The following is a 17,880-nucleotide window of genomic DNA, read 5'->3' as shown; positions in this document are numbered from 1 at the left end:
TTCGAGGTTGAGGTTATGGTTTGATAAGCCGTTTACGAGGGGCTGCACCGTAAAATCGGCCGGGGGCGGATCGGCCGTTTCCTCGAAGATCTGGCCCGACCCTTCGTCGTCCCCGAAGACATGGACGCCGCTTACCGGGAAATGGCCGAGGATGAGGAACGAGAGCGGGAGCCCCTGGAATGGTCGGAAAGTTTGATCGCGGACGTTGCGGATGAAACGCGGCGAAGCCTACCAGGAGTAAATCCATGGCCAACCTCCTCATCACCGGTATCGGCTCCGGCCTCGGAAAGGCCTTGGCCGGATATTATCTGAACCGGGGCGATCGGGTCTTCGCCCTCGGCCGCCATCTGCCCGACGATCTCGCCGGTCATCCCAGGCTGCGCTTCCAGCCCTGTGACCTGCAGCAGCTGGAAGCGGTCGGCCCGGCCCTGCGCAAGCTGCTCGCCGACGCCGGGCGGCTCGACCTGGTGATCCTCAACGCCGGGGTGCTCGGCGCCATCAAGGATATGACCGAAACCCCGCTGTACGAGATCGACTGGGTGATGACGGTCAACGTCTGGGCCAACAAGGTGCTGCTCGACACCCTGATCGACCTGGAGTTGCCGGTGGAGCAGATCGTCGGCATTTCCTCCGGGGCGGCGGTCAACTGCAACCGGGGCTGGAACGCCTATTCCCTCTCCAAGGCCAGCCTCAACGCCCTGCTCAAGCTCTACGCCCGCGAGATGGCGGGCACCCACCTGACCGCCCTGGCGCCGGGCATCATCTGGACCCCGATGCTGGCCAAGGTGGTGGAGACGGCGGACACGGAGAAATATCCTTCGGTCAAGCGCATCCAGGAGGTGGAGAAGCTGTCGCCGGAGGAAGCGGCAGAACGGCTCGCCGCCACCTTCCCCCGGCTCAGGGAATACGAAAGCGGGTCGTTCCTGGACGTGCGTACCTTATGAGGCCGGCTCGGCGTCGGCGGTGATGCCGAACACGTCCAGGTCGATCAGCACGAAGGCGGCCAGCCACAGGAAGGAATCCCAGAAATCCAGGAATTCCCCTTTGAGGCCCCAGAAAACGGCCCCGCCCAACAGCCCCAGGTAGAGGACCGCCTTGATGATCTCGCTGATCTTGAGCACCCAGCCTTTGAGTTTTCCCCGTTCCTTGAGATAGACGTCCAGTTCCAGGATGGCGATCACCAAAAGCCAGGTGGTGGCGTAGAGCACGTCCACCCAGGCCATGAAACGGGTTTCCTCCAGGGTCGCCAGATCGGCGACGATACGGGTGCCGGCGATCAGCGCCAAAGGCAGCTCCCGCAGGCGCTGGCAGCTTGCCGCATCCAGGGGCGGATATTCGTCCAGCCCCTGCAGCCAGGTGTAGCCCCGTCCCGCCAGTTCGCAGACATCGGCCACCGGCAGCGGCGCCGTGTGCGTGAACAGCAGATATTTGGCGATGTAGCCGTAGTAGGACGACAGTACGAAGAAGTAGCACACCACGCGGATGCCGTGGAGCAGCCAGGACACCCAGCCGCGGAGCCTCTCCGGCGGCAACCACACGGTTTCCACCTCGAAGCACAGCAGCAGCACCAGCCACGAGGTCACGTCGATGGTGATGGCGAAGCTCTCGACGAACTGCTGGTAGCTGAAGCCAGCGCCCAGAATCTGGCGGCTGGCGGCGTAGTCCTGCTGGAAATACTGCCAGGCATCGTAGGCCAGCAGCAGATAGATCAGGTATTTGAGGGTGTGGAAAATGGTCGTTTTGGACAGGTGCGTCATCGCGTTTCTCCACGAAAAAAGGCGGACCGAAGCGGTCCGCCTTCCTGATGGTTGCGGCCGCTGCGGTCAGCGAAGCTGGTGTAGCGGCGTCAGCTTCCAGATATCCTGATTGTATTCACCGATGGTGCGGTCGGTGGAGAAGCGTCCGCTGGCGGCGGTGTTGAGGATGCTGGAACGGGTCCAGGCCTTCTGATCCCGGAAGCGGGCGGCGGCCTGCTTCTGGGCCTCCACGTAGCTGCGGAAGTCGGCGGCGGTCATCCACGGATCGTGGGGGTTTTTGATCGAGCCGATGACGTCGTCGAAGATTCCCGGTTCGAAGCGGTTGAAATGACCGGTTTCCAGCAGGCGCATGACCCGGCTCAGATCCTCGTCGCGGTTGATGAAGCCCATCGGGTCGTAGTGCCGGCGCATTTCCTCCACCTGCGCGGCGGTGAGGCCGAAGAGGAAGAAATGCTCCTCGCCCACTTCCTCGAGGATCTCGATGTTGGCGCCGTCCAGGGTGCCGATGGTCAGGGCTCCGTTCATCATGAACTTCATGTTGCCGGTGCCCGAGGCCTCCTTGCCGGCGGTGGAGATCTGTTCCGACAGGTCGGCGCCGGCGCAGATCACCTCCATCGCCGAAACCCGGTAGTTGGGCAGGAACACCACCCGCAGCAGCCCTTCGGTGTCCGGGTCGCTGTTGACCATCTGGGCGACGTTGTTGATCAGCTTGATGATCTTCTTGGCCATCAGGTAGCCGGGGGCGGCCTTGCCGCCGATGATCACCGCCCGCGGGGTCCAGTCGGCCACGTCGCCGCGCTTGATGCGGTCGTACAGGTGAATGACGTGGAGGGTGTTGAGGAGCTGGCGCTTGTACTCGTGGATACGCTTGACCTGGACATCGAGCATGAAGTTGGCGGGGATTTCCACCCCGGTTTCCCGTGCCACGAAGTCGATCAGCCGCTGGCGGTTGTGGCGGCGGATCTCCTGCCAGCGTTTCTGGAACTCGGGTTTGCCGGCCAGCGGCGCCAGTTCCCGCAGGCGGTTCAGGTCGGTGACCCAGCCCTCGCCCAGCGTCTCGGTGAGCAGGGCGCTCAGCCCGGGGTTGGCCCAGGCCAGCCAGCGCCGTGGGGTGATGCCGTTGGTCTTGTTGTTGAACTTGTGGGGCCACAGTTCGTAGAAGTCGCGGAACAGCCCCTCGGTGAGCAGGCGCGAATGGAGGGCGGCGACGCCGTTGACCGAAAAGCTGCCGACGATGGCCAGATAGGCCATGCGTATTTGCGGTTCGTGCCCCTCCTCGATCAGGGACATGCGCGCCAGGCGCTCGCCGTCGCCGGGCCAGCGTTTGTCCACTTCGGCCAGGAAGCGGGCGTTGATCTCGTAGATGATTTCCAACAGCCGCGGCAACAGCTGCCGGAACAATCGCACCGGCCACTTCTCCAGGGCCTCAGGCAACAGGGTGTGGTTGGTGTAGGCCATGGTGCGGGTGGTGATGCTCCAGGCCTCGTCCCAGCCCAGCCCGTGCTCGTCCATCAGAAGGCGCATCAGCTCCGGCACCGCGATGGCCGGGTGGGTGTCGTTGAGCTGGAAGGCGTTCTTGTCGGCGAACTGGCTGAAGTCCTCGCCGTGGGTCCAGACCCAGCGGCGCAGCACGTCCTGCAGGCTGGCCGAGGCGAGGAAATACTGCTGGCGCAGGCGCAGTTCCTTGCCGTTCTCGCTGGCATCGTTGGGGTACAGCACCAGGGAGATCTGCTCGGCGGTGTTCTTGGCCGCCACCGCTTCCGGGTAGTCGCCGGCGTTGAATTCCTCCAGGTCGAACTCGTCGGTGGCCATGGATTTCCACAGCCGTAGGGTGTTGACGGTGTCGTTGCGGTAGCCGGGGATCGGCACATCGTAGGGCACCGCCAGGATGTCGTGCGTATCGAGCCAGCGCACCCGCTGAATGCCGCCGTTGCCGTCGCCGACGACCTCGGTACGGCCGCCGAAGCGCACCCGTACCGTCAGTTCGGGCCGTTCCAGCTCCCAGACGTTGCCGTTGCGCAGCCAGTGGTCCGGCTCCTCCACCTGGTAGCCGTTGTCGATCACCTGGCGGAACATGCCGTATTCGTAGCGGATGCCGTAGCCCATGACCGGCAGTTCCAGGGTGGCGCAGCTGTCGAGGAAGCAGGCCGCCAGCCGTCCCAGGCCGCCGTTGCCCAGGCCGGCGTCCGGTTCGATCTCGATCAGCTCCTCCATCTCTATCCCCAGCTCGTACAGCGCTCGGGTGGCGGCGTCCTTCAGCCCCAGGTTGAGCATGGCGTTGCCCAAGGTGCGGCCGAGGAGGAATTCCATCGACAGGTAATAGGCCTGCTTGCACAGGGAGGTGCTGCACAGCTGGCGGGTGTCGCGCCAGCGCTCCATGATGCGGTCGCGCACCGCCAGCCCCAAGGCGGTGTAGGCGTAGTGGGCCGAGCGGCAGTCGCGGTCGCGGCCGAGGGTATAGTTGAAGTGACGCTTGTAGTCGCGCTGAATCGATTCGGGATCCATCCCCAGCGGTTCCAGTTCGGTGATCGATTCGCAGGGTTGGCTTTTGACCAGAGGTTGCACGGGCATAGGCGATTTCCGCTAAGGAGTTGATGAAGCAAAGCTTCCATTGTAAGCAATCCCCCGCGTTGGTGCCAAACCGCGCCGCGCAATAAAGCTTGACAAGCGGGGAACACGTGCTTATATTTATGCATCTCTAAGCGCTGCGCCCGTAGCTCAGTTGGATAGAGTACCTGGCTACGAACCAGGTGGTCGGAGGTTCGAATCCTTCCGGGCGCGCCAATTTCAAGATACAATCGGTTTTCCACTCCCCGGTAGCTCAGCTGGTAGAGCAGGTGGCTGTTAACCACCGGGTCGGCGGTTCGAGTCCGTCCCGGGGAGCCAATCGGCAAAGGCCCATCCGTAATGCTTCGGATGGGCCTTTCTTCTTTCAGCGCTTCCTTCGCTGCGCGATTCCCCAGATCAGCAATCCGGCAAAGGCGGCGGCGAGGGGCCAGTCGTGCCAGCGCACGTAAGGTGTGATGCCCTGCAGAGGGACGAAGGTCGCCGTCAGGGAGGTGCGGACGAAAGGGGCGGCCTGGGCCAGGATGCGCCCGTGGGGACCGATGACCGCGGTCAGGCCGGTGTTGGTGGCCCGCAGCAGGTAGCGGCCCGCCTCCAGGGCGCGGGCTTGGGCCATCTGCAGGTGCTGGGCCGGGGCGATGGTGTTGCCGAACCAGGCGTCGTTGCTGACGTTGACGATGTAGGCGGCCTGCGGCAGGTAGCGCAGGGTGTCGCGGGGGAAGGCGTCCTCGTAGCAGATCGTCGGCGCCAGGGGGTGGCCGGCGGCCCGCAGCGGCGGCTGATCGTCGCCGCCGGGGGTGAAATCGCTCATGGGGAACTGAATCAGTTCGAGAAAGAAACCCAGAAGCGGCCGCAGCGGCAGGTATTCCCCGAAGGGCACGAGGTGGCGCTTGAAGTACATACCGGGGGTTTTTCCCAGGCTGACGAGGGCGTTGTAGTAGCGGCCCTGCCCGTCTTTGACCGGGATGCCGATGAGCAGATTGGTGCCCTGTCTCAGGGCCTCCTGCTGCAGGGGATCGAGCAGGTCCTTTTTGGCCTGATGGTGGAAGTAGGGCACGGCCGTCTCCGGCCACACGATCACGTCGGCGCCCCAGCGCTGGCGGGTCATCTCCAGATAGGTGGCGACGATCTGCCGGCGGCTTTCCGGGCGCCATTTCATTTCCTGGGGGATGTTGCCCTGGAGCAGGCTGACCGTCAGGGACGGGCCGGCCGGTTCGCTCCAGTCGATCCGGTGCAGGCCGGCGCCGGCCAGCCAGAGGACGACCACTGCCGCGACCCAGCGGTGCAACGGCTGCCGCCGCAGCAGCTGCACCAGGACGATGGCGGTCAGCGCCAGGACCCAGCTGGCACCGAGGACGCCGAAGACCGGCAGATAACCGGCCAGGGGGGCGGTGGTCTGGCTGTAGCCCAGCTGCAGCCAGGGGAAGCCGGTGAAGATCCAGCCCCGCAGCCATTCCAGCGCCACCCAGGCGGCCGGGTAGAGCAGCACCGGCTGCCACGGTGGGGTGTCGGTGTCCGCCAGCCAGCGGCTTGAACCTGCGGCGAGCATGGGAAACAGCGCCAGCACGCTGACGAACAGCAGCGTCAGCAGGCCGGCCACCCCGGCCCCGGCCCCGGTGTAGGTGTGCATGCTCACGAACACCCACCAGACGCCAAGGCCGAACAGCCCCAGTCCGAACAGGAATCCGTCGCGGGCGGCCCCGCCCACGCTGCGGGCGTGCAGCCACAGCCAGAACGCCGCCGCGAGGGTGAGCGGTGCGATCCAGCTCTGATGGAAAGGCGCGAAGGCCAGCGGTGTCAGGGCGCCGGCGCCGAAGGCCAGCAGCGGCCGCAGTCGGTCAGTCGGCACGGGACGTTTGCGGCTTGGGTTCCAGCAGCTTCACCTTGAGCAGGTGGATGCGGCGGTTGTCGGCGCGCAGGACTTCGAACTCGAAGCGGTCGATTTGGATTTTCTCGCCCCGCTGGGGCACGTGACCGAGGGTGTGGACGATGAGACCGCCGATGGTGTCGAAGTCCTCGTCGCTCAGATCGGCGTCGAAGTAGGCGTTGAACTCTTCGATGGGGGTGATGGCCTTGACGGTATAGACCCGGTTGCTGCGGCGGAAGATATATTCCTCTTCCAGGTCGTGCTCGTCGGCGATCTCCCCCACGATCTGCTCCAGAATGTCCTCGATGGTCACCAGACCGGCCGCGGCGCCGTATTCGTCGATGACGATGGCCATGTGCTGGCGTTGCTGGCGGAATTCCCGCAGCATGACGTTGAGGCGTTTGCTTTCCGGCACGAACAGGGCTTTACGCATCAGCTTCTTGACCGGCGTTTGGAGGTTCTGGCGGTAGGCGTAGGGCAGAAGGTCCTTGGCCAGCAGAATGCCGACCACCTGGCTGCGGTCCTCGCCGATGACCGGGAAACGGGAGTGGTGAGTGTCGATGACGATGGGAAAGACGTCGCTGAGGGAGGCGTCCTGGTGAACCACATCCATCTGCGCCCGGGGCACCATGATGTCACGGACCCGAAGCTCCGAGACCATCAGCACCCCTTCGATCATCGACAGGGCGTCGCGGTCGATGAGGTGACGCTTCTGGGCGTCGCGGAGAATGGCGAGCAGATCCTTGCGGTCCTTGGGCTCGCCGGTGAAAAACTGACTGAGACGCTCGACCCAACTGCTACTGTCGGCGACTTGTTCGTTCATGATGACGTCGGTTCCTCGGTTTGATAGGGATCGGGGAAACCCAGGCGGGCCAGTATCTCGCGCTCGCGCGCTTCCATGATCTCGGCCTCGTCCGGGTCGATGTGGTCGAAGCCCCGCAGGTGCAGCACGCCGTGGACAACCATGTGGGCCCAATGGGCCTCAGGCGTCTTGTCTTGTCGTTCGGCTTCCAGGTTGACCACCGGGGCGCAGATGACCACGTCCCCCAGGAAATCCAGGTCTACCCCCGGCGGGGCGTCGAAGGGAAAGCTGAGGACGTTGGTGGCTTTGGCCTGGCGGCGGTAGCGGGTGTTGAGATCGGTGATTTCGGTTTCGTCCACCAGGCGCAGGGAAACCTCACCCCCCTTGCCTTCGAGGGCGGCCTCGGCCCAGCGGCATAGGTCTTCCGGTTCCGGGTGGGGGGATTCGGTGGCGATCTGGATCGCCACCTCGGGAGGGTGGGCGTCCACGGCTCAGACGGCTCCGTCGGTTTGCGCCTGCCGGCGCTCGTGGGCCTCGTAGGCGGAGACGATGCGCTGCACCAGCGGATGGCGGACCACGTCGCGGGCGTCGAAATAGGTGAAGCTGATGCCCTCCACCTCCCGGAGCACCTCGAGTACGTGCTTGAGGCCCGACTGGCGGTCGCGCGGCAGGTCCACCTGGGTGACGTCGCCGGTGATCACGGCGGTGGAGCCGAAGCCGACCCGGGTCAGGAACATCTTGATCTGTTCCACCGTGGTGTTCTGGGCCTCGTCGAGGATGATGAAGGCGTCGTTGAGGGTGCGGCCGCGCATGAAGGCCAGGGGCGCGACCTCGATGACGTGGCGCTCGATCAGCTTGCCCACGCGCTCGAAGCCGATCATTTCGTACAGGGCGTCGTAGAGTGGGCGCAGGTAGGGATCGACCTTCTGGGCCATGTCCCCGGGCAGGAAGCCCAGGCGCTCGCCCGCCTCAACCGCCGGACGGGTGAGGATCAGGCGCTTGACCCGTTCCTCCTCCAGCGCCGCCACCGCGCAGGCCACCGCCAGATAGGTCTTGCCGGTCCCGGCCGGGCCGATGCCGAAGTTGACGTCGTGGGACTGGATGTTCTTCAGATATTGCTGCTGGTGGGCGCCGCGGGGCTTGATCACCGCCTTGCGGGTACGGATGGCGATCGGCGCTTCCTCGTCTTTGTCCTGCAGCAGGGTGTCGAGATGGGCCCGTTGCAGCGACAGATGGACCCGTTCCGGCGTGATGTCCTCGGAGGAGGAGACCTGGAACAGCTGTTGAATCAGACGGGAGGCGGTTTCCACCGGCTCGCTGGCGCCAGCGATGCGGAAACGGTTGCCGCGGTTGGCGATTTCGACGCCGAGGCGCTGTTCGATCTGTTTGAGGTTTTCGTCGTACTGCCCGCACAGATTGGCCAGTCTCTGGTTGTCGGCGGGCTCCAGGGTGATCTGCAGGGTTGTGGCTTGTCGGTCTGTCAATGAAGTTGGGTTGAGCCCTTGACCGGGCTGGTTGAACACCTCTTGCGCGCGTGTCTTTCGGCTAGCATAGCTTAGACCAGACGGCCCCGCAAGGAGTTCGGCAGCGCCTCGGTGATGGCCACCTCGGCGAAACGGCCGATGAGCTGCGGGGGGCCGATGAAGTTGACCACCCGGTTGTTTTCGGTCCGCCCGCACAGCTCGCGCGGGTTCTTGCGCGAGGCCCCTTCCACCAGGATGCGCTGGCGGCTGCCGACCATCCTTTCCGAAATCGCCCGCACCTGGCGCTGGATCAAGACCTGCAGGCGGGCCAGGCGCCGTTTCTTGACTTCCAGGGGCACGTCGTCGGCCCGTTCCGCCGCCGGGGTGCCGGGACGGGGGCTGTAGATGAAACTGTAGGAGTGATCGAAGCCGACGGTTTCGATCAGGTCCAGGGTCTGCTCGAAGTCTTCCTCGGTCTCGCCGGGGAAGCCGACGATGAAGTCCGACGACAGCGACAGGTTCGGGCGCACCTCGCGCAGTTTGGCGATGCGCCGCTCGTAATCGCGGCGGGTGTAGCCGCGTTTCATCGCCGCCAGGATGCGGTCGCTGCCGGCCTGGACCGGCAAGTGGAGATGATCGACCAGCTGGGGAATCGCGGCGAAGGCCTCGATCAGATTGTCGTCGAACTCGGCCGGATGGGAGGTGGTGAAGCGGATGCGCTCGATGCCGTCGATGGCGGCGATCTCGAACAGCAGCAGGGCCAGATCGGCCTCGTCGCCGTCTGCGGTCGCGCCCCGGTAGGCGTTGACGTTCTGCCCCAGCAGATTGACTTCCCTGACGCCCTGGCGCGCCAGAGCTTTCACCTCGGCGACCACGTCCGCCAGCGGCCGGCTGACCTCCGGCCCGCGGGTATAGGGCACCACGCAGTAGGTGCAATACTTGCTGCATCCCTCCATCACCGACACGTAGGCCTTGGGACCTTCGGCGCGCGGCTGGGGCAGGGAATCGAACTTCTCGATTTCCGGGAAGGAGATGTCCATCACCGGCCGCCGTTCGTTGCGGGCCTGTTCCAGAAGCTCCGGCAGGCGGTGCAGGGTCTGGGGGCCGAAGACGATGTCCACGTAGGGGGCGCGGCGTTGGACTTCTTCCCCCTCCTGGCTGGCGACGCAGCCGCCGACGCCGATGACCACGCCGGGGCGCTTGCGCTTGAGGGGCTTCCAGCGTCCCAGTTGGGAGAACACTTTCTCCTGAGCCTTTTCCCGCACCGAACAGGTGTTGAGCAGGAGAACGTCGGCCTCTCCGGGATCGTCGGTCAACTCCAGGCCGTGGGAAGCTGCGAGCACGTCACGGATCTTGGCCGAGTCGTACTCGTTCATCTGGCAGCCGTAGGTCTGGATGTAGAGCTTTTGCGCCATGGTGGTGAAATTCTTTTGGAGTAACAAGAAATTATATCAAATCGACACCATGTCGATTCGGTCAATCCGCCTTTCGGGGGGAGAAAAAACGGGCGCCGGAAGGCGCCCGTCCGTCGGTTGCAGCCTGCTGCGGGTCATTTGACGAAGTCGAAAGTCCTGCCCGGTGTGGCCGGCAGGCGCGGCAGGTCCTGTTTGGGGAACGGGCCGGTCAGGGCGTTGAGGAAGGCGACGATGTCTTCCACCTGCTGGTCGGACAGGTCCTTGTTGAGCTGCAGCTTGGCCATCACCCGCACCGCTTCGTCCAGGGTCTTGACCGCGCCGTTGTGGAAGTAGGGAGCGGTCAGGGCGATGTTGCGCAGGGTCGGGACCTTGAACAAGTGCTTGTCGGCCTCGTTCTTGGTGACCTCGTAGCGGCCCAGGTCGTCCTTGAAGTCGTACTTGCCCTCGAAGTAGGGGTTGTCGAACATCGGGAATTTCTGGAACACCCCGGTACCCTGCCCCATCTGGCCGTTGAAGGCGGGGCCGGAATGACAGCCGATGCAGCCCACTTCGGCGAAGGTTTTCATGCCGCGGACCTGCTGTTCGGTCAGGGCCGACTTGTCGCCCTTGACGTAACGGTCGTAGGGGCTGTTGGGGGTGATCAGGGTGCGCTCGTAGGCGGCGATGGCCTTGACCGCGTTGTCCTCGCTGATTTCGGCGTCCGGGCCGAAGGCTTCCTTGAACAGCCGCGGATATTCGGGAATCTGTTTCAGCCGGGCGACCACGTCGTCCCAGCTTTTCATCCCCATTTCGATGGGGTTGGTCACCGGCCCCCGGGCCTGATCCTCCAGGCTGGCGGCACGGCCGTCCCAGAACTGGGTGGCGTTGAAAGCGGCGTTCCAGACCGTAGGCGCGCTGCGGCCGCCGGTCTGGCCGTGGACGCCGGCCGCCACCGGGCGGTTGTCCTCACCCCCGGCCATGACGTTGTGACAGGAATTGCACGATACCGTGCCGGTGGACGACAGCCGCGGGTCCAGGTAGAGCAGTTTCCCCAGCTTGACCTTGGCGGGGGTGGTGGGGTTGTCCGCCGGTTCCGGCGCCCTTTCCGGCAGGGCCTGCCATTGGGCGGCGCTCGCCAGCCCGGTCGCGCCGGCGAGCGCCAGCGCTGCGACGATGGATTTGCGTTTGAACATGGATGCCTCCTCGAAACGGAATTGTTGTCGTTCGAAACTTGACGCAGGGTGCGAGGCGATATTGAAGCACAAGCGCAGACAGCTTGCCACTGGGGGAGGCGCTCAACGAAAAAACCCGCTCCAAAGAGCGGGTTTTTCGGAAACGACGGGAAAACCGTCGCTCAGCGGCCGGAAACCGGGAAATTCTTGACCTGTTCCAGGGCCTGCTTGATCTGTTCCTCGGCGCCGGCCAGATCGCCACGGCGGGCCATGCCGCGGGCGCGGCGCACGTTGCCCATCAGACGCTGCACCGGCATGCCGAACTGGTCGCCGGTGATTTCCTTGGCCGCCTGTTTGACCGCGCCCAGCGCGTCCAGCACGGCGCGGGGGTCGGTGCCTTCCTGGGCCAGCTTCAGGGCTTCTTCCAGGTTGGCTTTCACTTCGGCGATGGCGGCGGTCACGCCTTCGGCGGTTTCAGCGGCCAGCGGCGCGGTGGGGTAAGCGGTGATCACGCCCCCGGAGACGGCGATGATGGCGGCGGTCAGAACGGTCTTCATGGTTTTTTTCATAGTTAAACCCCCTCACAAGGTATTGGTTGTTTAGTGACTCGTAGCGTCGATGAGATGATCGCCCGGTTCAACTTAATCGATGTTTGATTCGTATTGCGTGATTTGGGCGTACGGGATCGATTCTATCACAACCTTTGCGATTGCAAACCCCGTGGGAGCCATCGCGGCCGCACCGCCGGGGCTCGGTTTGTCAGCTCGGCGCACCAGAGACCGGCCACGGCCACCAATTCTTCTCCGAGATAGACCAGGGGCAGGCGTTGCCGCCGCCACGGCGGGACGCCTTGCTCCTGAAGGAATTTTTTCAACGGGCGCCGGTGGCTGTGCTGGCGGAGGATCTCCCCGCCCCGGCGGTAGCGGACCGTGATGGGGCGCTCCTGCCACAGGGCCAAGGGGATGCCGCGTGGCGCCGGGGCCGCCTCCAGGCAGGAGCCGTCGGGCAGCAGGAGCGCGGCGCGCCCGTCCCAGGGGCTGTGCCAATCGATTGCGGGCGGCGGTGGGGCGCTGAGAAAATACAACCGCCCCCGCCAGCGCCGCACCTCCCCGCCGCGCCAGCGGATGCAGGGAATCCGGTCGCCTGCGGCCTGCCGGCACTCGCTGAGGATACGGTCGAGATAGACCGTGCTGGGGGGGCGGGCGCCCTGACGTTTCAGCCAGGCCCGCAGCAGTCCGCGTCGTTGCGGTTCCGGGCGGGTCGTCAGGGAGGCGAAATCGAGACTGCCGTCCGCCGCCACCAGCGTTTCCAGGGCGAGGTTGGTTTCCTTCTCCAGCAGCGCGACCGTCTCGCCGCAGTGGCGGGCGCTGCGGGCCAGGGTGCGGGCGCAGGCGGGCCAGCGCCGGCGCAGCAGCGGCATGACCCGGTGGCGGAGGAAGTTGCGGTCGTAACGGGTGTCGGCGTTGCTGGGATCGTCGATCCAGTTCAGTCCCTGCGCCTGTGCATGGTCCTGTAACGTCCGGCGCGGGATGTCGAGGAAGGGGCGCAACAGCCTGCCCGCGCCCAGCGGCGCACTGGCCGGCATCCCCGCCAGACCGGCGGGACCGGCGCCCCGCAGCAGCTGCAACAGTACGGTTTCGGCCTGGTCGTCCTGATGCTGGGCCAGCAGCAGCGCCTCGCCCACCTGCAGCGTCGCCGTGAAGGCCCGGTAGCGGGCCCGGCGGGCGGCTTCCTCCGGGCTTTCCCCGGCGGCGGGGCGGGCGTCCACCACCGCCGCCTGGAACGGCATGGCGAGATGCTCGCATACCGTGCGGCAGTGCGCCTGCCACAGGTCGGCGTCGGGGTGGAGTCGGTGGTTGACGTGGACCGCGGCGAAGACGAGGCCGGTTTCTGGCCGTAATTCCGCACAGAGGTGCAACAGCACGTGAGAATCCAGCCCGCCACTGTAACCGATCCAGTAGCGGCGGGCCGGATGGGCGCTCAGGAAGCGATGGAGCCGTTGGCGCAGTTCATTCATGTATCCTCGTCGTAGACGCCGTAACGCATCAGGCGCCGGTAGCGCTCGTCGAGCAGGTGGGGCAGCGGCATCCGTTCCAGTTGTTCCAGGTGCTTGAGCAGGGCGGCCTTGATGTTGGCGGCGGCCTGTTTCTTGTCGCGGTGGGCGCCTCCCAAGGGTTCGGGGATGGTTTCGTCGATCAGCCCCAGCGCCTCCAGGCGTTCGGAGGTGATGCCCATGGCCTCGGCCGCCAGTTCGGCCTTGTCGGCGCTCTTCCACAGGATGGAGGCGCAGCCTTCCGGTGAGATCACCGAATAGGTGCTGTACTGCAGCATCAGCAGGCGGTCGCCGACGCCGATGGCGAGCGCCCCGCCGGAGCCTCCCTCGCCGATGACGCTGCAGATGATCGGGGTCTTGAGCTGGGACATGACGTAGAGATTGCGGGCGATGGCCTCGCTCTGGCCCCGCTCCTCGGCGTCGATGCCCGGATAGGCGCCGGGGGTGTCGATGAAGGTCAGCACCGGCAGGTGGAACTTTTCCGCCAGCTGCATCAGCCGCAGGGCCTTGCGGTAGCCCTCCGGGCGCGGCATGCCGAAGTTGCGGCGGATCTTCTCCTTGGTGTCGCGGCCCTTCTGGTGGCCGATCACCATCACCGGTCGCCCTTCCAGCCGCGCCAGGCCGCCGACGATGGCGGGATCGTCGGCGAAGGTGCGGTCACCGTGGAGCTCGTGGAAGTCGGTGAAGATCTGCTGGACGTAGTCCAGGGTGTAGGGCCGCAGCGGGTGGCGCGACAGCTGGGAAATCTGCCAGGCGGACAGGTTGGAGAAGACCGAAGCGGTGAGCTTGCGGCTCTTCTCCTCCAGGCGGGCGATCTCCTCGGAGATGTTGATTTCGTTATCGAAGCCGACCCGGCGCAGCTCCTCGATCTTGGCTTCCAGTTCGGCGATGGGTTGTTCGAAGTCGAGATAGTTGAGGGGGTTTTTCATCTGTTTCCCACGCTGGAGACCCCCGCCTTCAGGCGGAGGAGGAAAGCGCGGCCTCCGTTGGTTTGGGTTGCATGAAATACCCATACCCGTCCGCCCGTTGCAGTAGGCGGCAGTGGCGGGCATGGACCCCTTGCACGACGCCCTGGGGCGTCTGGATATTGAAACTGCCCGAAGCCCGGACGGCCACCCGGCCCACATGGACGCCGGCCTTCTTGCCCGAGGGTACCTCGGCCCGCACCCAGTCGCCGGTCTGAAAGCCGAAGTGGCATTTCTGGCGGTTCAGATAGCCTCTTGGGAAACCATATTTGTTCAGCCGGGTGCGTTGATAGCTGCCTCTTCCGGTACAACGGATACCGAGGGTGGGAATGCGCCAGTTTCGTACCGCATCCACCTGCCCGACACAGGCGGCATCCAGGGCGTGGGTCTTGGGGATGGCAAAGCGGGTGCGGTTCCATTTCGTCCGCCCTCCGGTACCGGGTTCGACAGGAAGGCCGGTTGCCACCAGCGCCTGGTGCAACGCCCAGCGGGTGGCGTTGACCGCCGCCGCATCCCGGAGCGGGGCCTTGGCCTGCGCCAAAATCTGCGCCAGCCGATCCGGTTGGCCGGACAAAAATTCCTTGACGTCCCGGTTGCCCTTGGCCTGGTTGCAATCCCGGCAGGCCAGGGTAAGGTTGCCCACCCGGTCGCTGCCACCGCGGGACCTGGGGTGGATGTGGTCGATTTCCAGCGGCACGTTTTCAGCGCCGCAGTAGGCGCATTGCCGGCCCCACTTCTCCAGCAGGTATTCCCGCACCTCGTAGCCGAACCGCTCGCCCTGCTGGTATTCGGTCCCGGAGATTTCCGGATTCTGGAGCTTTTGGGTGTCGAAACGCGCCAGTTCCAGCGAAAGGTCGGTGACAGGCGCCCAGCGGCAGAGCCGTTCCACCCACGCCAGTGTGGCATCCACCCGGTGTTGCAGCGATGGGGCGAGCCACCCGTCCGGCCTTCTGCGGTTGGCGAACCGGGGCGGGCGGTAGCGGGTCTTGCGGTAACGCCGATTCTGGCGGAAAGCCGCCCGTTGCGCCAGTTGCTTGCGGATCAGGTGGCCGCGGTGGAACAGTTCCAGCAGCGTCAGTACCTGCCGTTCCCGGTGGATTTGGCCGGTTTCAGGATTAAGGCGCTCGGTCTCCCGTACCAGGGCCATCCCGGTCCCCCGGCTACCGGGATCGAGCGTCAGGCGCAGCGGCTGCAATTGGGATTCCGCCACCGTGCGGTCCTTGAGGCGGATGACGAACGGCGCCCGCCGGTGCACCACCGCCCGGCCCCGTTCCAAAAGCAGCCGCGCCCGCTTCTCCGAGCAAGGCATCAGTGGCTTTTTGTGTCTGTCGAGTACGAAAACGGCCATGGTTCTCTCTCCAAAAACGCCCTTACGGGCCTGGTAACGCACCCATTTCAGGGTGTCTCCCCTCGGGAATGTTGCAGGCCGGCCCGCTGTCCCGGTCCGTTTCGTGGGTACCCGGCCCTTGTCTGCAACCGGGACTTCCAGAGCCTGGGACTGAGGAAGCATCCCAGGGTGGGTCTTTTGGCCTTACCTGCAACGTAGCCGGTTGGTTACAGCTTTCCCTGGTCAACCCCGGGCTTGTGGATTTCTCCACAAGCCCCTTCCTTCAGGGAGGGGTGGTTGACCGGGCGTTGAACAGTTCGTCCAGGAAGTTCCGCATTTCGATCCACGAGCGCCGGTCGGCGTCCGGGTTATAGACGGTGCCGAAAGCCGGATCGTTCGCTTTGGGGTTGGTGAAGGCGTGCAGGGTGTGACCGTAGACGTGCACCTGCCAGTCGCAACCGGCCTCGGTCAGCTCGGTTTCCAGGGCGACCACGTCTTCCACCGGCACCATGGGATCGTCGTGGCCGTGGAGCACCAGCACCTTGGCCTTGATCGGGTTGCCGGCGGTGTTGCCCGGCGGCTTGAGCAGGCCGTGGAAGCTGACCACCCCGCCCACTTCGGTGCCGGTGCGGGCCAGATCGAGCACGCACAGGCCGCCGAAGCAGTAGCCGATGGCGGCGGTCTGGGCGGGATCGACCATGGACTGGCGGCGCATGGTCTCCCAGGACAGGATCATGCGCCGCTGCAGCAGGGTGCGGTCGTCGAGGAACGGCTGCATCAAGCGGGCGTTTTCCTCCGGGCCGCTGCCGGTCCTGGCGTCGCCGTAGAGATCCAGAGCGAAGCCGGCATAGCCCAGCTCCGCCAGAGCCACCGCCTTGTCGCAGACGAATGCTTCGCGCCCGCCCCACATGTGGGCGATCAGCACCCCGGGCATGGGGACGGTGCGGGCGTCGTCCCAGGCGAGAAAGCCGACCAGGCGGGTGTCACCGTCGAAATATTCCACTTCACGGGTCTGAATCGTCATCGCGTGTCCTCCTCCGAATCGGTTTCCAAACCGTTGCGCCAATGATGGTCGTCGCGGTCGAACAGGGCGCGGGCTTCCTCCGGCCCCCAGCTGCCGGCCGGATAGGTGGGTATGTAGTCGCGTTCCACCGCCCAGGTCTTGAGGACCGGGTCCACCACCCGCCACGCCCACAGCACCTCGTCACTGCGCAGGAACAGGGAGTGGTCGCCGGCGATCACGTCCAGAAGCAAGGTTTCGTAGGCTCCCAGTCGGTCGAGGTCGATGCCGCAGGTGGTGGCGTCGAGCTGAACCTTGTGGATTTTCATCGCCGTGCCCCGTTCGCGCACGTAAACTTCGGCGCGGATGCATTGGTCCGGCTGGATGCCGAGCAGGAGCCAGTTGGGTTCGAGGCGTTCGATGTGAGCGCTGCGGAACAGCTGTTGTGGGGGATGCTTGAAGCGGATGGCGACCAGGGCCCGGTCCCGGGCCAGGCGCTTGCCGGTGCGCAGGTAGAAGGGCACGCCGCGCCAGCGCCAGTTGTCCAGATAGAGTTTGAGGGCGGCGTAGGTTTCGGTGGTGCTGTCGGGGGCGACGCCTTCTTCCTCCAGATAGCCGGGCACTTCCCGGTCGCCGACCCGGCCGCGGGTGTACTGGGCCCGGAAGGCGTGGGCGTGGACCGCGTCGGGGCGGATCGGCCGCACCGACTTGAGGGCCTTGACCTTCTCGTCGCGCAGGGACTCGGCGTCCAGGCGCGGCGGCGGTTCCATCGCCACCATCGCCAACATCTGCAGCAAGTGGCTCTGGATCATGTCGCGCAGGGCGCCGGTGCCGTCGTAATAGCCGGCCCGGCCTTCGACGCCGGCGGTTTCCGCGTGGGTGATCTGGACGTGGTCGATGTGATTGCGGTTCCAGAGCGGTTCCAGCAGCAGGTTGGCGAAGCGGAACACCAGAATGTTCTGGACCGTTTCCTTGCCGAGATAGTGATCGATGCGGTAGATCTGCGACTCGGCGAAATCGCGGTGCAAGCTGTGATCGAGAACGCGGGCGCTTTCCAGGTCGTAACCGAACGGTTTTTCCACCACCAGACGGCGCCAGCCGTGATCCTCACGGTTGAGACCGTGAGCGGCGAGGTGGCGGGCCACCTCGGCGTACTGTTGTGGCGGGATCGACAGATAGAACACCCAGTTGGGCGGAAAATCCGGCTTGGCTACGGTGGCGGCCAGGTTGGCGAAGGTCTGCGGCCGGTCCAGGTCCACTGGGACGAAATGCAGGCGTTCCAGAAAGCGGGCCAGGGCGGCATCGTCGAGGGTCAGGCGTTCGCCGAGCTGCTCGGCGAGGATGCCGCGCCAGGTGGCCGCGTCCCAGTCCCGGCGGCCGACGCCGACGATCCGGGTCGGCCCGCCCAGGCGCCCGGCCTCATCGAGGCGGTAGAGGGCCGGCAGCAGCTTGGTCCGGGCCAGATGCCCGGTGGCGCCGAAAATGGCGAAGGCGCAGGGTTGCGGTGTGGCCACG

At 65.3% G+C, this 17,880-nt stretch carries 15 protein-coding genes and 2 tRNA genes; 3 read left to right on the top strand and 14 right to left on the bottom strand.

The features are described 5' to 3' along the window. The first annotated feature begins 245 nt into the window (after window positions 1-245). Window positions 246-944, top strand: coding sequence for an SDR family NAD(P)-dependent oxidoreductase (locus MIN45_RS03910; RefSeq protein WP_286293496.1), 699 nt, complete (start codon window positions 246-248; stop codon window positions 942-944). Here the strand turns inward: MIN45_RS03910 and MIN45_RS03905 are convergent. Both MIN45_RS03905 and MIN45_RS03900 read right to left on the bottom strand, forming a co-directional pair. Further along, on the bottom strand, window positions 939-1,757 hold the full coding sequence (locus MIN45_RS03905) for a hypothetical protein (protein ID WP_286293495.1): 819 nt from the start codon (window positions 1,755-1,757) through the stop codon (window positions 939-941). The two genes, MIN45_RS03910 and MIN45_RS03905, sit on opposite strands and share 6 nt — an antisense overlap. A 66-nt stretch (window positions 1,758-1,823) precedes the next feature. After that, window positions 1,824-4,328 (bottom strand): glycogen/starch/alpha-glucan phosphorylase, encoded by a 2,505-nt coding sequence (locus tag MIN45_RS03900; RefSeq protein WP_286293494.1) that lies wholly within the window; start codon window positions 4,326-4,328, stop codon window positions 1,824-1,826. 136 nt (window positions 4,329-4,464) lie between these two features. On the opposite strand from MIN45_RS03900, the gene MIN45_RS03895 reads away from it, so the two are divergent. Next, window positions 4,465-4,541, top strand: a tRNA-Arg gene (locus tag MIN45_RS03895). Between the two features lie 26 nt (window positions 4,542-4,567). Then, window positions 4,568-4,643, top strand: a tRNA-Asn gene (locus tag MIN45_RS03890). 46 nt (window positions 4,644-4,689) lie between these two features. Here MIN45_RS03890 and lnt read toward each other — a convergent pair. The 12 genes from lnt to zwf all read right to left on the bottom strand — a co-directional run bounded on the left by lnt (window position 4,690) and on the right by zwf (window position 17,879). Beyond that, window positions 4,690-6,171 (bottom strand): apolipoprotein N-acyltransferase, encoded by a 1,482-nt coding sequence (lnt, locus tag MIN45_RS03885; RefSeq protein ID WP_286293493.1) that lies wholly within the window; start codon window positions 6,169-6,171, stop codon window positions 4,690-4,692. Next, window positions 6,161-7,012 carry an HlyC/CorC family transporter gene (locus MIN45_RS03880; protein WP_286293492.1) on the bottom strand — a complete coding sequence of 284 codons (852 nt, stop codon included), beginning with the start codon at window positions 7,010-7,012 and terminating at the stop codon, window positions 6,161-6,163. The genes lnt and MIN45_RS03880 overlap by 11 nt, the downstream gene beginning before the upstream one ends. After that, a complete protein-coding gene (ybeY, locus tag MIN45_RS03875; protein WP_286293491.1) occupies window positions 7,009-7,479 on the bottom strand; it encodes an rRNA maturation RNase YbeY in 471 nt (156 codons plus the stop codon). The genes MIN45_RS03880 and ybeY overlap by 4 nt, the downstream gene beginning before the upstream one ends. Before the next feature lie 3 nt (window positions 7,480-7,482). After that, entirely contained in the window at window positions 7,483-8,475 is a 993-nt protein-coding gene (locus tag MIN45_RS03870) for a PhoH family protein (RefSeq protein ID WP_286293490.1), read from the bottom strand. Between the two features lie 71 nt (window positions 8,476-8,546). Continuing rightward, on the bottom strand, window positions 8,547-9,869 hold the full coding sequence (gene miaB, locus MIN45_RS03865; RefSeq protein ID WP_286294115.1) for a tRNA (N6-isopentenyl adenosine(37)-C2)-methylthiotransferase MiaB: 1,323 nt from the start codon (window positions 9,867-9,869) through the stop codon (window positions 8,547-8,549). A gap of 134 nt (window positions 9,870-10,003) precedes the next feature. After that, complete coding sequence (locus MIN45_RS03860) at window positions 10,004-11,041, bottom strand: cytochrome-c peroxidase (RefSeq protein WP_286293489.1); 1,038 nt, start codon at window positions 11,039-11,041, stop codon at window positions 10,004-10,006. 161 nt (window positions 11,042-11,202) lie between these two features. After that, entirely contained in the window at window positions 11,203-11,577 is a 375-nt protein-coding gene (locus MIN45_RS03855) for a hypothetical protein (protein WP_286293488.1), read from the bottom strand. A 137-nt stretch (window positions 11,578-11,714) separates the two neighbouring features. Beyond that, on the bottom strand, window positions 11,715-13,037 hold the full coding sequence (gene tilS, locus MIN45_RS03850) for a tRNA lysidine(34) synthetase TilS (RefSeq protein WP_286293487.1): 1,323 nt from the start codon (window positions 13,035-13,037) through the stop codon (window positions 11,715-11,717). Continuing rightward, window positions 13,034-14,002, bottom strand: coding sequence for an acetyl-CoA carboxylase carboxyl transferase subunit alpha (gene accA, locus MIN45_RS03845; protein ID WP_286293486.1), 969 nt, complete (start codon window positions 14,000-14,002; stop codon window positions 13,034-13,036). The genes tilS and accA overlap by 4 nt, the downstream gene beginning before the upstream one ends. 28 nt (window positions 14,003-14,030) lie before the next feature. Further along, window positions 14,031-15,386, bottom strand: a complete 1,356-nt coding sequence (iscB, locus tag MIN45_RS03840; protein WP_286293485.1) for an RNA-guided endonuclease IscB — start codon at window positions 15,384-15,386, stop codon at window positions 14,031-14,033. A 262-nt stretch (window positions 15,387-15,648) separates the two neighbouring features. Further along, window positions 15,649-16,389, bottom strand: coding sequence for a dienelactone hydrolase family protein (locus tag MIN45_RS03835; RefSeq protein ID WP_286293484.1), 741 nt, complete (start codon window positions 16,387-16,389; stop codon window positions 15,649-15,651). Beyond that, entirely contained in the window at window positions 16,386-17,879 is a 1,494-nt protein-coding gene (zwf, locus tag MIN45_RS03830) for a glucose-6-phosphate dehydrogenase (RefSeq protein WP_286293483.1), read from the bottom strand. The genes MIN45_RS03835 and zwf overlap by 4 nt, the downstream gene beginning before the upstream one ends. Between the last annotated feature and the right edge of the window lies 1 nt (window position 17,880).

It is taken from the genome of Methylomarinovum tepidoasis (assembly GCF_030294985.1).
Taxonomy (GTDB): domain Bacteria; phylum Pseudomonadota; class Gammaproteobacteria; order Methylococcales; family Methylothermaceae; genus Methylohalobius; species Methylohalobius tepidoasis.
This window is presented reverse-complemented; position numbering and strand designations above follow the sequence as displayed.

What these genes read in the sequence shown, in the direction of transcription:
- MIN45_RS03910 (WP_286293496.1), top strand. Translation starts at nt 246, where the DNA reads ATGGCCAACCTCCTCATCACCGGTATCGGCTCCGGCCTCGGAAAGGCC.
- MIN45_RS03905 (WP_286293495.1), bottom strand. Translation starts at nt 1,757, where the DNA reads ATGACGCACCTGTCCAAAACGACCATTTTCCACACCCTCAAATACCTG.
- MIN45_RS03900 (WP_286293494.1), bottom strand. Translation starts at nt 4,328, where the DNA reads ATGCCCGTGCAACCTCTGGTCAAAAGCCAACCCTGCGAATCGATCACC.
- MIN45_RS03880 (WP_286293492.1), bottom strand. Translation starts at nt 7,012, where the DNA reads ATGAACGAACAAGTCGCCGACAGTAGCAGTTGGGTCGAGCGTCTCAGT.
- miaB (WP_286294115.1), bottom strand. Translation starts at nt 9,869, where the DNA reads ATGGCGCAAAAGCTCTACATCCAGACCTACGGCTGCCAGATGAACGAG.
- MIN45_RS03860 (WP_286293489.1), bottom strand. Translation starts at nt 11,041, where the DNA reads ATGTTCAAACGCAAATCCATCGTCGCAGCGCTGGCGCTCGCCGGCGCG.
- MIN45_RS03855 (WP_286293488.1), bottom strand. Translation starts at nt 11,577, where the DNA reads ATGAAGACCGTTCTGACCGCCGCCATCATCGCCGTCTCCGGGGGCGTG.
- tilS (WP_286293487.1), bottom strand. Translation starts at nt 13,037, where the DNA reads ATGAATGAACTGCGCCAACGGCTCCATCGCTTCCTGAGCGCCCATCCG.
- accA (WP_286293486.1), bottom strand. Translation starts at nt 14,002, where the DNA reads ATGAAAAACCCCCTCAACTATCTCGACTTCGAACAACCCATCGCCGAA.
- iscB (WP_286293485.1), bottom strand. Translation starts at nt 15,386, where the DNA reads ATGGCCGTTTTCGTACTCGACAGACACAAAAAGCCACTGATGCCTTGC.
- MIN45_RS03835 (WP_286293484.1), bottom strand. Translation starts at nt 16,389, where the DNA reads ATGACGATTCAGACCCGTGAAGTGGAATATTTCGACGGTGACACCCGC.